The organism is Pseudomonas sp. E1MeOHC2, from assembly GCF_058745025.1.
Map to the genome: position 1 here is coordinate 5148700 of NZ_CP196675.1, position 13576 is coordinate 5162275.

Here is a 13576-nt window from a genome sequence, read left to right on the forward strand (position 1 = left end):
CGCGCCAGCAACGGGCAGTTCACCGCCACCCGTTTCACCGAGAACAGCGGCGTCAGTTACCCGCGCGACCTGGCGCGGGTACAAGCGGGCAACCTCAAGGAGGTGGCCGAACGCTGGAGCCGCATCAAGGAATGCCACTATGTGCCAGCCAAGGTCGCCAACACCCAGGCCGATCTGGGCGAGAGCCCGGTCTGGGACGCGCGCAGCGGCGCACTGTACTTCGTCGACATCTCCGATGGGCGCATCAACCGGCTGAACCCGGACGGCGAAGTCGAGAGCCTCTATGAATCGGCTGCCCGCATTGGCGCCCTGGCATTGACCGACAAGGGCAACCTGATTTTCACCGAAGATGCCAGCGTTGCCATTCTTGACGTGAATGCGCGCAAGGTGCGCCAGTATTCCGTGCCGGTTCACCCGCGCGCCACCTACCGTTTCAACGATGGCGCCTGCGACCCTCAAGGGCGTTTTGTCAGCGGCCTGATGGACGAAGCCCCAAGCGGCAAGACCGGTGCCTTGTTCCGTTTCGATGCAGCGTTAAGCGACGAGGTGATCCACGATGGCATGGCACTGCCCAATGGCCTGGCCTGGTCTGAAGATGGGCACACCGTGTATTTCGTCGATTCTGTCGCCCGCTCGATCTACCGCGCCGACTACCTGGCGGAAGGCCGCTTGGCCGAAGTCGTGCTGTTTGCCGAAACCCCCGCCGAGCTGGGGCGCCCGGATGGCATTGCGCTGGATCGTGAGGGCGGGTTGTGGGTGTGCCAGTTCAATGGCAGTTGCCTGCTGCGGTTCGACCGCAATGGCCACCTGACCGACCAGGTGGTGATGCCGGTGCCACGCCCGACCAGCTGCTGCTTTGGTGGCGAGGGCATGACGACCCTGTACATCACCACCGCGCGTTTCGGCATGAACCCTGTTGAACTGCGGCATTACCCGGATGCCGGGGACCTGTATGCCATTCGCCCGGAAATCGCTGGCGTCCACCGCCACGCCTTCAAGGAATGAGGTTATGCACCTGGCTGGCCGGTAACACCGCCAGTTCGCCAAAGCGCTGCGCCGAGTCGATATAGCGCAGCGCCGACTTGGCGTCTTTCCAGCCCACATAGCTCATCAACGATTTCAGCTCCCAACCGTTGGCCGTGGCCCAGGTGGCGAAACCGCGGCGCAGGGAGTGGCCGGTGTATAACGCCGCCGGTACCCCGGCGCGCTCCAGCATGCGCCTGAGCAGGCCGACCAGGCTGTTGCTGTTGAGCGGCGCGTCGCTGAGGTTGCCCCAGCGGTCGAGCTTGCGAAACACCGGGCCATGGGCGATGCCGGCCACTTCGATCCATTGCAGGTACGCGGTGACGGGGCACAACGCCTTGAGTGCCGGTGTACGGTGCTGCACGCCAAGCGCTTCGCGATCGCCCTTGCTGCGCGGCAGGAACAAGGTGATGCCGACACCGGCTTCAGCCTGGATATGCTCGACGCGCAGGCGTGCCAGTTCATCACCCCGAAACCCTCGCCAGAACCCCAGCAACAGCAGTGCAGTGTCGCGGCGTGCCCGGCGCAGGGCGGTCAGGTCGTGACATTCACGCGCCTGGCGGGCTTCGTCCTCGAAGCACTGCACGGCGGTTTGCAGATGCTGCAGCAACAGCGGTGCGGCCTGCTTTGGCGGTGTCGGGTGCAGGGTGCGGATGCCGCGCAGCACCTGGCGCACCAGCGGTGCCTTGGTCGGGTCGGGGAAGCCCTGGCTGACATGCCATTGGCTCAGCGCCGCAAGGCGTTGGCGCAACGTGCTCACGGCATGCTGTTCGGCGTGGTCGGCCAGGTAGCGGGCGATACGCTCGGGGGTGGCCGGCAAGAAACCGCCCCATTGGGTTTCGAAATGGTCAATGGCAGCCTGGTAGCTGCGCCGCGTGTTATCGCGGGTGGCGGCGCGGACATAGCGCTCGATGTCGGTCATGGTGCGGTAGCCGGTATTCAGTGCAGACACGATAAACCGAATCGGCTTGCCTGTCCCGGCACACTTATGCGCCATGGCCTATGGCAGCGACTTTGCCGGTGTTCGCGGGTGAACCCGCGCCCACCAGTTCCTCGCTGCCGTTGAAGGGTGGGTAGTCGAGCAATTGCGCCGGCGACAGCGGCCGGCTGAAGTGATACCCCTGGGCAATGTCGCAACCCGCGAGCTTCAGGCACACCACTTGTTCGCGGGTTTCCACGCCTTCGGCCACCACCTCCAGGCCCAGGCGCTTGGCCAGGATGATGGTGGAAGAGACGATCGGGCTGTCGTCATGGCTGTTGGACAGCGGCGCAATCAGCGACCGGTCGATTTTCAGCTTGCTCAACGGCAGTGAATGCAAGTGCGCAAACCCCGCATAGCCACGCCCGAAATCGTCCAGGCTGATGCCCAGGCCAGCGTCGCGCAGGCGGTGCAGGTGGCCGACCGCCGTGCCCTCGGGGTCGAGGATGGTGGTTTCGGTGATCTCCAGTTCCAGCCGTTGCGGGGCAATGGCGTGCCTCTGCAGTTTGCTGAGTAGCCGGGTGCTGAAGTCTGCCTGGCGCAACTGCAGCGCCGAGACATTGACCGCCAGGCGAGCGTCACGGCCCTGAACGTGCCAACGGGCCAGTTCCTCACAGGCCAGGCGCAGCACTTCCCAGCCGAGCTCGATGATGAAGCCGCTGCGCTCGGCCAGGTCGATGAAGCGGTCTGGGTAGAGCAGGCCGAATTCTGGGTGGTCCCAGCGCACCAGTGCCTCGTAGCCCAGTACCTGGTGGGTATCAAGGCGGATCTGCGGTTGGTAGTGCAGTACGAACTGACGCTCTGCCAGGGCTGCGCCGAAGGCCTGTTCGAGGGTGAAGGCGTGGATGTCGGTGAGGTTCAGCGAGGGGTCGAAGAAGCGGTACTGGGCGCGTCCCGCCTGCTTGGCCGAATACATCGCGGCATCGGCGCAGCGGATCAGGCTGTCGATCTCCTGGCCATCGCGTGGGCAAATGCTGACACCGACACTGGGGCTGGTGTTGACCTCCTGGCCATCCAGGGCATAGGTGGCCGAGAGCTTGTGCACCAGTTCACGTACCCAGGCGTTGATCTGCTCTTCAGTGCGCTGGCCGGCCAGCAAGACCACGAACTCGTCACCGCCAAAGCGCGACGCTTCGTCGCCTGGCTCCAGCAGGCGCTGGATACGCCCGGCCACGGCTTGCAGCAGCAGGTCGCCAATCTTGTGCCCGAGCGAATCGTTGATCGACTTGAAGCGGTCCATGTCGATGAACAGGATCGCCATCAGTCGGCGCTGGCCCCGTTGTCGGGTGAGCGCAAGCCCTGCGACTTCGACGAACTGGCGGCGGTTGTGCAGGCCGCTGAGGTGATCGGTGGCCGCGGCATGGCTGCTGCGTCGGTGTTCGTCTTCAAGCCGCCCGATCAGTTGCTGGTTGACCTGCTGCGCCTGTACCAGGGCACTGAACGCCTCCTGGCGCTTGCGCAGCAGGCGCAGGGTCCAGAGCAGGCTGGCGAGAATCATCAGAGTCATGCTCAGGTTTAGCCAGAACTGCCGGGCGTATGCCAAGGTCGATGGCGCGAGAATCTCTTCGTAGCGTTGGCTGACCACCACGCTGAAGCCGCGTTCGGCAACCCGCCGGAACAGGCTCTGGTAGGGGCCGCCGGGTGCGTACTGTGTCAGTGCCCCCGCGTCTGGCCCCGCTTGCGGCAGCTCGGGTTCCAGGGTATCGGCGGCCACCACCAGGCCACTGCTATCGATGCGCAGGCGTTCCTGGCCATCGTCTTGAAGCAGGCGCATCACGCCGGTGCTGCCCAGGTCGATGTGCTGGAACAGTACCGCCAGGTAACCGATGTCCAGTTGCACCACGAGGATGCTGTCGATTTCACGGCCCGGCAAGTCGGTCAGCGGCAACACGAAGGGCAGTCGCCAACTGGGCATGGCGCTGAATGGGCCAGGCGCCTCGACACTGGGCAGGAAGGGTTTGAAGCCGTATCGGGCAACGTGCAACTGCAACTGGCGCAGCCAGTCTTCAGGCAGTGTCGCGGCGTCATCGGCATGGCTGGCCGACACCCGCCGACCGTGCCGGTCATACAGGCTCATGCGTTTGAACAGCGGGTCTTCGGCAAGCAGCCGGGCCAGGCTGGTGTTGCCCTGGTGCAGCGCTTTCAGGTCGCCCTGGGTGACGCGCCCCACGACCTGGGCGCGGTCGACCAACTGGCGCAGGCTCTGCGCGACGATGCTGGCCAGGTTCAGGTGTTCGGCGGCCTTGGCGGACAGCGCATCCTGGCGCGCGGCGGCCTTCTGCGAGAAGTGCAGCCCCCAGAGAAAGGCCAGGGTGGCTGCACAAAGCATCAGGATCAACAGGCGCAGAAGGCCGGCGGAAGAGAGCGAACGGCGAATCACAGCTGATGGTCCCGACCCTGGGTGAAGTGGGCAAAATACGACAGTAAGATGACAGGCTAATGACTGGTGGCTAATGGCCTCTAAGGTTTTGCCGTATCCGCCAGGGGCGTCTGCAGGCGTGTGGTTTCTTCTTCCATGTAGGCCATCAACGCGCTGACTTCGGCATCGCCCAGGCGCATGTTCGGCATCGCCAGGCGGTTGTACTGCTCGTACAGCAGCATGGCCAGTGGGTCTTTTTGCGCAAGCATCTGGTCGGGCTCTTTCAGCCAGCGGCTCAACCAGTTGGCATCGCGTTGGCGGGTCACGCCAAGCAAGTCGGGGCCGATGCCCCGTTGCACACCGGGCTCGGCGTTGCCCAGGGTGTGGCAGGAGGAGCAGCGGGTGCGGAAGATCTGCTCGCCACTGCTGGGCGAGCGGATTTCAGGTGCCTGGGTGTAGTCGTTGGCCATGGCGCTGGCCTGTTTCCAGTTGTGCAGGCTGTTGCCCAGGCGGTCGGCGAGAATGTAGGGGCTTTCGAAGGGGGAGGCTTTCATCCAGCGGCCGGTGGCCTGGTTACCGATGATCAGGCTCAGGTTGTGGTCCTTGGAGCGGCCGTTTTCCAGGCCCTCTATGTACAGGCCCAGGCTTCTGCGCAATTGCTCGATGTCGTCGGGCTCGCCGGTAAGCAAGGTCCAGCCAGGGCCGATGCCGAATTTTTCGGCGTAGCGTTTGAGGGTGGCTGGGGTGTCGTTGTAGGGGTCGATGCTGATGGAGTAGAGGAAGATGTCTTTGCCTACCCGGTCGCCAAGAATCTTTTGCACCTGGCGCAGGCGGGCGGTTTCCACTGGGCAGGAGTCGGTGCAGCCGGTGAAGATGAAGTTGATGGCAACGACCTTGTCCTTGATCAGGTCGTCGAAGAAGTGGACCTTTTCGCCCTCTTGGGTGAGCAGGGGGATATTGGGAAAGTAATCGGCGCCCCAGGGCGTGGCCGTTTCGGTGGTTGGGGCTTGCTGGGGTTGCACTGGCCAGAACGGGATACTGGCAGCGAACAGCGACAGCACGAGCAGAACACGCCATGAGCCGGTCATGATGCACGCCTCTGTAACAGATCCGATGAAAAACCTGTGCAGGGGCGGCCAAAGGCTGCGCCTGCACAGGTTACCCGCTACTGGTAACTGATCGGTACCGTCACGCTTTGCCCCAGCTTCGACTTCACGGTCGCCGTTGCGGGCGTTGCCGGACCGTAGCCGGTGGTGGTGACCGATATCCGCCAACGGGCACCGGTGGTCGCCGCAGTCAGCGTCGCAGTACCCAGGTTCAGCAGGCCGTTGGTGGTGGCCACCGACACGTTGATGCTGTTGCCGGTGGCGATCGAGGTCGTACCGGACAGGTCCCAGGTGAATCGGTTACCGCTGCGTATTTGCACCGTGGCACTGCTGACCTGGATGTCGTCGATCAGTGCCGCCGGGCTCACCGCGACGCTGACCGTGGCCGGAGCCACCGACTCGGCACCCTTGGCGTCACGCGCCGAGTAGTTGAAGCTGGCCGTGAAAGGCGTGGCCACGGTGGCGGGCGGGGTGAAGGTCACGGTAGTGCCATTGGTGCTGGTGGTGCCTTGCCCAGAGTCCGGCTGGCTCAGGCCAATGACGGTCAAGGGCACGTTGCGCTCGGGGTCGGTGTCGTTGGCCAGCACATTGAGCGTGATCGCCTTGTCGGCGGTGGTCGCAGCGCTGTCGTTGACGGCAACCGGCGGCTTGTTGGCATCGTCTTCATCGTCGTGGTCGGCGGTGCGGAAGGTCGGCAGGCCGACGGAGGCTACGTATTCCACACCGTCCCAACCCGGCAGCGGCGTTGGCATCACCTGGAACTGGCCAGGGTGCTCCAGGTCCCAGCGCAGCAGCATCGAGGTGTCTTCATGCTGGGTGTTGTGGCAGTGTTCCATGTAGGTCCCGGCAAATTCGCGGAATCGTATAGCGATATCCAGCTCTTCCGACGAGTCGGTGTCCGGCCCGATGCGATAGACGTCCTTGCGTGCCCATTTTTCCCATTCTGGCGGTGCCTTGCCGTCACGGCTGAGCACGATGCCTTCTTCGAAGTGCACGTGCACTGGGTGGCTCCAGCCATTACCGCCGTTCTTGATTTTCCACACTTCCAGGGTGCCATCGCCGCTGAAGCCGCCTGCTGTGGCCTCGTTCGCCAGTTGCGGCGCCGCGCTGATACGCCGTGGGTCCATGCTGTAGCCGAAGCCGCCATCGGTCTTGATGGTCCAAGGGGTGGTGTCGGTACCGTCGGAGCGGCCAAAGATGAACTCGCGGTGGCGGGCAGCCTTGAGCTTGGCCTGGTCGGCCACGGCGTTACGGTCGAGGGTCAGCGGGATCATTTTCAGGCCTGCGGCTTTGCCGGGCTTGGCCGGCTCATAGGCGACTGGGTCCATGCTCAGGTCCTGGCCGCTGTAGGGCTGCACCAGCAGTTGCATGAACTTGCCCACCACCGGGTCGCCTTTATCCCATTGCGGGCCCTTGCTGGTCTGCTTGATGACTGCCTTGTATTTCTCCGACAGCACATCCGCCAGCGCAATGGCCTGGTTCGGGCCCTTGCCGCTCTGGTGCTCCATCAGGTTGACGAAGTACAGCTTGTCACCCGCCTTGATGCCGTTCTTGGCGAAGTTGATGATGATGTCGTAACGCTCGGCGATGCCTTGCAGCGGCATGATGCCGTTGTTGTCCTTGAGGTCACCGTCGCCGTTTAGGTCCAGGGTGCCGTCGAACGGCACGGCATGTTCCATGATGTTGCCGTCGTTGGCGATCATGTGGAACGGCACGCGGGCGTAAGACAGGTTGGAGCCGGTGGGGCCTTTGAACTCGCCGCTGGTGCCGGCGATTTCACGTACCACGGCGAATTTGAAGTAACGCGACACCGAACCGTTAAGGATGCGAAAGCGATAGCTGCGCGCGCGTACCTTGAGTTTTGGCTGGTACTGCCAGTTGACCAGGATCTGGTCGCCGAGGAAGCCGTCGGTGTTGAACGGGTTGAACCACAACTGGCCGTTGGCATCCCAGGCCTTGTCGGCGATCACCAGGTTGACGTCATAGTCGCGGTTGCCCCACGGCATGCCCGAGCCGCTGGGAAAGCGCAGGTTGACGCCATCCTGCAGGGCCTCGTTGCCACGGTCCAGGGCGCTGTAGTAGTTCATCATCACGGCGTTGCCTTTGTAGACGTTCTGCGCCGTGAAATCCAGCATGTGGTCGTGGAACCAGTGGGTGCTCATGGTTTCGCGCCAGTCGCCGCGGATCTTGATGCTGCCGTTATCGCAGGTCTTGAGGCCTGGCGTCGCATCATTGACGAACAGGGTTTCGCCCGGTGAGCAGGGGAAGGCTGCACGTGGGTCCTGGGCACGGGTGTTGATGGTGTCGTAGCCGGCCAACTGCACCGGCCAGCGGTAGTCGTAGTACTGGCCGGGGAAGAAGTAGGCGTTGGCGTAGCCATCGCTTTCGGCCGGGGAGTGGCCGTTGTGCTCGTGGGTCGAGAGGGTGTGCAGGCCAAAGCCACCGTTGGCCGAAGGGTCGATCGGCAGCGCATTGTAGTGGCGCATGAGGATCGGTTGGCCATAGCGCACCATCAGCAGCTTGACCGGGAAGGTGCCATCGAACGTCCACAACGATTTGTGGTTTTGCAGGGGCATGTTCGGGTGGAAGCGGGTGTCGATGCCCTTGGTGGTACCCAGAGTCGTGGGGATGTCCGAGGTCTGGTAGTACAGCCCGCCCGGCGCGAACTCGCCGACCGCATAGTTGTGCAATTGCTTACGGTCACGCAGCCCGAGGTTGATGCGTGCACCGGCTTGGGCGGTCTTGAACGCAGCCTGGGGGTAGAACTCGTTCCAGCGCTGGTGGGACCAGCCCTTTCCTGGTGGCCGGCCTTCAGCGGGCGAGCCGACCGGTTGGCGGTTGAGGAACATCTCGATCTGCGCCTTCCAGGGGTTGCGGTCGAGCACGTTGGAGTACTGGGTCGGGAACGGGTACAGGCCCGGTTGTTTGAGGAAAGCTTCCAGGGCCGTGCCACTGGGGCCACTGCGCGCGACCACGTTGGGGTCTTGCGCGGGTGCCGCGCCGAGGGTGGGTGGCGGGAAGGTCAGGCTTGGTGCAGGAATGCTCGGGTCGAGTTTCTCCGGGCCGAATTCCTCGAACAGCAGCAGTTGCTGGGTGAACGGTTGCGCGCCAAACAGCGGGCTGGGCTTGCCGTTGGTGGGGTACTTTTCAGACGTTTGCAGGGCCGGCGGCAGTACGTTGTCCTTGCGCACGGTCGAACGGTCGCCGAATACGCCGTCGGTCAGCTCAAGAGAGCCTTCGTTGGCTTCCGGCAAGGTATACAGGTTGAGCAACGCGGGGGTTGGGTCGGCCGGCTGATCGGTGTAGGCCGAAGGATCGGTCGGCGGGGGCTGGCTGACGTCATCGAGGGAGGAGGCCATGGCCGGGATCAGCCCAAGGCTGAGCATCAGCACGGTGACGGAAGACAGCTTGAATGCGTGCCTGGTGGGGTGGATCACGGCAGGTGTTTTCATTGCCTTATGCCTCGCTCGCGGCTGTATGGCTTGGGGCCATCAATGGCGTTTTGCCTGGTTTAAGGGCCTGAGCAACGGCTATGCCAACTGGTGTTTCAGTAATGCTTTGTTAAACAAATCCTTGCACGGCCTGGGGCCAGTGCGCCAAGGAAGTGTCAAAAAACGGGGGCAGGCACCCACAACCGGGTAATGGGTGCCCCATTGTTTGGGTAGTGACAGTACCTTCGCACCTGCTGTATACCTGTGCGCCACCAAGGGGAGCCCGGCATCGGGCTGAGAAACCGCTGAACGCAGCAGCGCGGTGACCCTTCGAACCTGATCCGGATCATGCCGGCGAAGGGATGGGACTTGCGACCTGCCTTTTTGCCGGCCTCACTGCGAGGCCAGTCCATGCCAGTTTCAACGGTCTCGCTGTCACCCCCTGCAGAGGACAGCATCATGACCGAACGCTTCACGCAAACCCTGCGCCGTCAGAGCGAGCCGACCTGGTCGGCGGCCGTTGGGCACCGCTTTGTTACCCAATTGTGCGACGGCAGCCTGCCGGACCCGATCATGGTCCGCTACCTGGTGCAGGACCACCGTTTTCTTGACAGCTTCCTGACCCTGCTTGGCGCTGCGATCGCGACCGCTGACACCTTCGAGGCACGCCTGCGCTTCGGCCAGTTCGCCGGGATGATCTCCAGTGATGAAAACACCTATTTCCTGCGCGCCTTCGAGGCGCTGGACGTAAGCCCGGCGCAGCGCGTCGAAGCCGAGGACACCGCACCCACCGCAGGTTTCAAGGCCATCATGCGCGAAGCGGCGGCCACCCGCTCCTATGCCGCCGCGCTGGCGGTGCTGAATGTCGCCGAGGGCTTGTACCTGGACTGGGCGATCAAGGCGCCCAAGCCCTTGCCCGAGCACTTCGTTCACGCCGAATGGATCACCCTGCACGACAACCCGGCGTTCCAGGCATTCGTCGCCTTCCTGCACGCTGAACTGGACCGCGTGGGGCCGCAGGAAGCCGAGCTGAGCACCGACTTCTACCTGCGTACCGTGGCCCTTGAGCTGGCCTTCTTCGATGCCGTTTATGAGGGGGAGGTGTGAGCATGGATGTTTTCGATCGCCTCAAGACGGCCACCAGCGGCCAGTGGCAGCGTTATGTCGAGCATGACTTCGTGCGCCAGATGGGCGAAGGCACGCTGAGCGAGGCTGCGTTCAGGACTTACCTGGTGCAGGACTACCTGTTCTTGATCCAGTTCGCCCGCGCCTGGGCGCTGGCCGCCTACAAGAGCCGCCTGCCGGCCGACATCCGTGCAGCCCAGGCGGGCCTTGCGGCGATCCTTGACGAAACCGAACTGCACCTGCGCCTGTGCGCGCGCTGGGGGCTGACCCAGGCCGATATTCAGGCCGCACCCGAGCACCAGGCCACGGTGGCGTATACCCGTTATGTACTCGACTGTGGCGCTGCAGGCGATCTGCTCGAACTGCACGTGGCGTTGGCCCCTTGCGTGATCGGCTATGCAGAAATCGGGCGGACGTTGGCTGAGCGTATTGGCGACCTGAGCGATCACCCTTACCGTGAGTGGATCGGCGAGTACGCCGGTGAGGGGTATCAGCGTGTGGCGGCCAATGCGCGCGCGCACCTGGATGAACTGGCGGCGCGCAGCATGACCGAGCAGCGTTTCGTGGTGTTGGCGGGGACCTTTGGCCAGGCGTCGAGCCTTGAAGCCGACTTTTGGCAGATGGGCCTCGATGGCGCTGCCTAACCGGTAGGGCGTTGACCTGCGCAACCTGTTACCGCTTGCCGACGACAGGTTGCGCAGTTGGGGGCGCTACGCCAGTTCGCTGGCAGGCCGTTTGGCCTCTGCAGTCACCTGCACAGGCGCCTGCCGGGCAATCACCGGGTCACTGGCCAACAGGCTGCGCATCAGGCTGTAGCCCGTCAGCAGCATGTACAACGCAATCGGCAGGCCCACCACGATGCTCGCCATCTGGATTGCCAACAGGCCACCGGCAATCACCAGGCTGGCCGCAATGGCGCCTTCCAGCACACACCACAACACACGTATCCAGTTGGGCGAATTGATGCTGCCCAGCGAGTTGAGCATGCACAGTACCTGGGTTCCGGCATCGGCGGCAGTGACGAAATGCACGGCCAACAGCAGGCAGATGATCACACTGAGAAATGCACCCAGCGTCGGGCCGTCGAGGCGGTCGAGCAAGGTGAACATCGCCGTGGTGGTTTCCTTGCGCGTGGCCTCCAGAATCGGGCCGCCCTGGAACGGGCCGGCAGCGGTCTGTTCGGCGACCGGCAGTTGCTGATAGGCGTGGCGCACTTGCTGCTCGTCCTTGAGCGCGGCACCGCCGAACACCGCCATCCACAGGATCGTCACCAAGGTTGGCACCAGCAACGCGCCGAACACCAGTTCGCGGATGGTCCGCCCGCGAGAAATACGGGCGATGAACAGGCCAACGAAGGGCCCCCAGGTCATCCACCATGGCCAGTAGAAGGCGGTCCAGCTCTTCTGCCAGCTGCTGTCGGCCTGGGCGTCGGTCCACAAACTCATGCCGATGATGTTCTGCGCGTAGTCACCTGCAGACTCGAACAGCAGGTTGAGGATGTAGTGGGTGGGGCCCAGTGCCAGCACCACCAGCATCAGCCCCAGGGAAATCCACATGTTCAGCGTTGAAAGGCGCTTCATGCCACGCGATACACCGGCCACCAGCGAGATCGAGGCGATCACGGTGACGACGGCGATGATGCTCAGCTTGAACGACAGGGTGACAGGGGTGCCGAACACCTGGTGCATGCCCATGTTGATCTGCTCAACGCCCAGCCCCAGCGATTGCGAGACCCCGAACGCGGTGACGGCGCCCCCAATGATGTCGACCGTGTGGCCGATCGGCCCGTAGATGCGGTTACCGATGATCGGGTAGAGAATCGAGCGCAGGGCCAGCGGCAGCCCTTCACGGTAGGCGAAGTAGGCCAGGCCCAGGCCAATCACGGTGAAGATCGCCCAAGGGTGCAGGCCCCAGTGCAACAGGGTGATGCGCATGGCCATGGACGCGGCCTGGTCGGTGAGCCCCGGCGTGAAGGGGTTGCTGGCGTAGTGCAGCACAGGTTCGGCAACCGACCAGAAGATCAGCCCCACGCCCATGCCCGCACTGAACAGCATGGCGATCCAGGCGGCGAAGCTGAACTCGGGTTTTTCGTCGGGGCGGCCCAGCTTGAGGGTGCCGAAGCGGCTGAAGGCGATGAACACCAACACCCCGAGGATGCCGCTGACCAGGGCCAGGTAGAACCATTTGAGGTGGTCGAGAATGGCGTCCGAGGCCCCTTTGAACACACCGGCCGCCTGGTCGCCATGTGAGGCGCAGAGCACCACGAAAGCCACCACAATGGAGAGGGACCCTACCGTCACGATAGGGTTCAGGCCTTTGAAAAGGCCTTGTTTTGCACGCATCGTCCATATCCTTTTTATTTTCGCTAGACGGCAAAAAAGGACGCCCGAAACCCGGGCGTCCTTGTCGAAAGTCAGAGGTCGATCACCAGGTCCGAAGTCGGGCGGCTGCAACACAGCAGCCGCAGGCCCTTGTCGATTTCACGCTGGCGAATACCGCCGTTGTGCTTCATCTCCACGCTGCCTTGCAGTACCGCGGTCTTGCAGGTGCCGCATACACCTTGGCTGCAGGAGGAGGGGACTACGGCACCGGCTTTCTTGGCGGCGGCCAGTACGGTCTGGTCGGCGCTCATGGTGAATTCCTTGCCTGAGCGGGCCAGGCGCACGGTGAAGCTGTCCAGGGCCTGGCCGGGCGCGACGGAGGGGGCTGCAGGCTCGGCCTCGGCACTGATGTCGAAGCTTTCCTGGTGGTAACGGGCCAGGTCGAAACCTGCGTTGGCCAGTAATGCCTTGGTGGCCTCCATGTAGCCCTTGGGCCCACAGGTAAACACGGCCCGCTCCTTGAAGTCGGGGATCTGGCGCTGCAGTTCGTCCAGCGACAAGCGCCCGGTCGGGCCGCGCCAGTCCGGCTCGTCACCGGTGCTTTCACAGAAGAACAAGGTGCGCAGCCGTGGCATGGTGCGCTCCAGGCGCGCCAGTTCATCGCGGAAGATGATGTCTTTGGGCGTGCGCGCACTGTGCACGAAAACGATGTCCAGGTCGGCGTGCAGGTCGGCGGCGGCGCGGGTCATCGCCATCAGCGGGGTGACGCCAGAGCCGGCCGACAGGTACAGCAACTTGCGCGCCGGGCCCGCCACCGGGGTAAAGACCCCCGCCGGGCCAGAAGCGGCCAGCGCGTGCCCTGGGCGCAGGTTGTCGTGCAACCAATTGGACACCGTACCGCCCAGCACCCGTTTGACCGTAATGGAAAAGGTGAACGGGCGGGTCGGTGTCGAGGACAGGGTGTAGCAGCGCGACACGCTAGCCCCGGCGATTACCGGCGACACGGTCAGAAACTGCCCCGGCTCGTAGGCGAGGGCGGAATAATCCGGGCTATGGAAGGTGAAGGTCTTCACGTCGTGGGTTTCGTCCACGACGCTCAGGCACTCGATGCGTTTGCTTTCACCGCTGGCCCACTGGGCGCCATGGGCGGCCCAGTGGTCGGTGTCGGTGAAGCGCTGGTCGGCGCGCAGGCCGGCAGTGTTCTGGGTAATGTTTTCGAGCACGGTCATCTC

Annotated in this window: 9 protein-coding genes and 1 riboswitch; of the genes, 3 read left to right on the plus strand and 6 right to left on the minus strand. The window is 63.6% G+C overall.

The window, feature by feature from the left end; genetic code table 11:
- Positions 1 to 141 precede the first annotated feature (141 nt).
- Positions 142 to 1005, plus strand: coding sequence for an SMP-30/gluconolactonase/LRE family protein (locus tag ACSSU5_RS23295; RefSeq protein ID WP_492561353.1), 864 nt, complete (start codon positions 142 to 144; stop codon positions 1003 to 1005).
- Here ACSSU5_RS23295 and ACSSU5_RS23300 read toward each other — a convergent pair.
- From ACSSU5_RS23300 to ACSSU5_RS23315, 4 genes are all read right to left on the minus strand, one after another.
- Positions 995 to 1975, minus strand: coding sequence for a site-specific integrase (locus ACSSU5_RS23300; RefSeq protein WP_492559925.1), 981 nt, complete (start codon positions 1973 to 1975; stop codon positions 995 to 997). The two genes, ACSSU5_RS23295 and ACSSU5_RS23300, sit on opposite strands and share 11 nt — an antisense overlap.
- A gap of 34 nt (positions 1976 to 2009) precedes the next feature.
- The gene (locus tag ACSSU5_RS23305) at positions 2010 to 4382 is read right to left on the minus strand and encodes a putative bifunctional diguanylate cyclase/phosphodiesterase (protein ID WP_492559926.1); all 2373 of its coding nucleotides are present in this window, start codon (positions 4380 to 4382) and stop codon (positions 2010 to 2012) included.
- A gap of 80 nt (positions 4383 to 4462) precedes the next feature.
- A complete protein-coding gene (locus tag ACSSU5_RS23310; protein ID WP_492559927.1) occupies positions 4463 to 5449 on the minus strand; it encodes an SCO family protein in 987 nt (328 codons plus the stop codon).
- Positions 5450 to 5526: 77 nt separating this feature from the next.
- Positions 5527 to 8919 carry an Ig-like domain-containing protein gene (locus ACSSU5_RS23315; RefSeq protein WP_492559928.1) on the minus strand — a complete coding sequence of 1131 codons (3393 nt, stop codon included), beginning with the start codon at positions 8917 to 8919 and terminating at the stop codon, positions 5527 to 5529.
- 244 nt (positions 8920 to 9163) lie between these two features.
- Positions 9164 to 9278: riboswitch (TPP riboswitch) on the plus strand.
- Between the two features lie 79 nt (positions 9279 to 9357).
- On the opposite strand from ACSSU5_RS23315, the gene ACSSU5_RS23320 reads away from it, so the two are divergent.
- A complete protein-coding gene (locus ACSSU5_RS23320) occupies positions 9358 to 10005 on the plus strand; it encodes a TenA family protein (protein ID WP_264313387.1) in 648 nt (215 codons plus the stop codon).
- A gap of 2 nt (positions 10006 to 10007) precedes the next feature.
- On the plus strand, positions 10008 to 10667 hold the full coding sequence (locus ACSSU5_RS23325; protein ID WP_492559929.1) for a TenA family protein: 660 nt from the start codon (positions 10008 to 10010) through the stop codon (positions 10665 to 10667).
- Positions 10668 to 10733: 66 nt separating this feature from the next.
- Here the strand turns inward: ACSSU5_RS23325 and ACSSU5_RS23330 are convergent, their stop codons facing one another.
- Positions 10734 to 12365, minus strand: coding sequence for a BCCT family transporter (locus ACSSU5_RS23330; RefSeq protein ID WP_264313385.1), 1632 nt, complete (start codon positions 12363 to 12365; stop codon positions 10734 to 10736).
- Positions 12366 to 12436: 71 nt separating this feature from the next.
- The gene (locus tag ACSSU5_RS23335) at positions 12437 to 13573 is read right to left on the minus strand and encodes an FAD-binding oxidoreductase (protein ID WP_492559930.1); all 1137 of its coding nucleotides are present in this window, start codon (positions 13571 to 13573) and stop codon (positions 12437 to 12439) included.
- Between the last annotated feature and the right edge of the window lie 3 nt (positions 13574 to 13576).

Coding starts and splice junctions, on each gene's coding strand:
- ACSSU5_RS23330 (WP_264313385.1), bottom strand. CDS start 12,365: ATGCGTGCAAAACAAGGCCTTTTCAAAGGCCTGAACCCTATCGTGACG.
- ACSSU5_RS23315 (WP_492559928.1), bottom strand. CDS start 8,919: ATGAAAACACCTGCCGTGATCCACCCCACCAGGCACGCATTCAAGCTG.
- ACSSU5_RS23325 (WP_492559929.1), top strand. CDS start 10,008: ATGGATGTTTTCGATCGCCTCAAGACGGCCACCAGCGGCCAGTGGCAG.
- ACSSU5_RS23320 (WP_264313387.1), top strand. CDS start 9,358: ATGACCGAACGCTTCACGCAAACCCTGCGCCGTCAGAGCGAGCCGACC.
- ACSSU5_RS23335 (WP_492559930.1), bottom strand. CDS start 13,573: ATGACCGTGCTCGAAAACATTACCCAGAACACTGCCGGCCTGCGCGCC.
- ACSSU5_RS23310 (WP_492559927.1), bottom strand. CDS start 5,449: ATGACCGGCTCATGGCGTGTTCTGCTCGTGCTGTCGCTGTTCGCTGCC.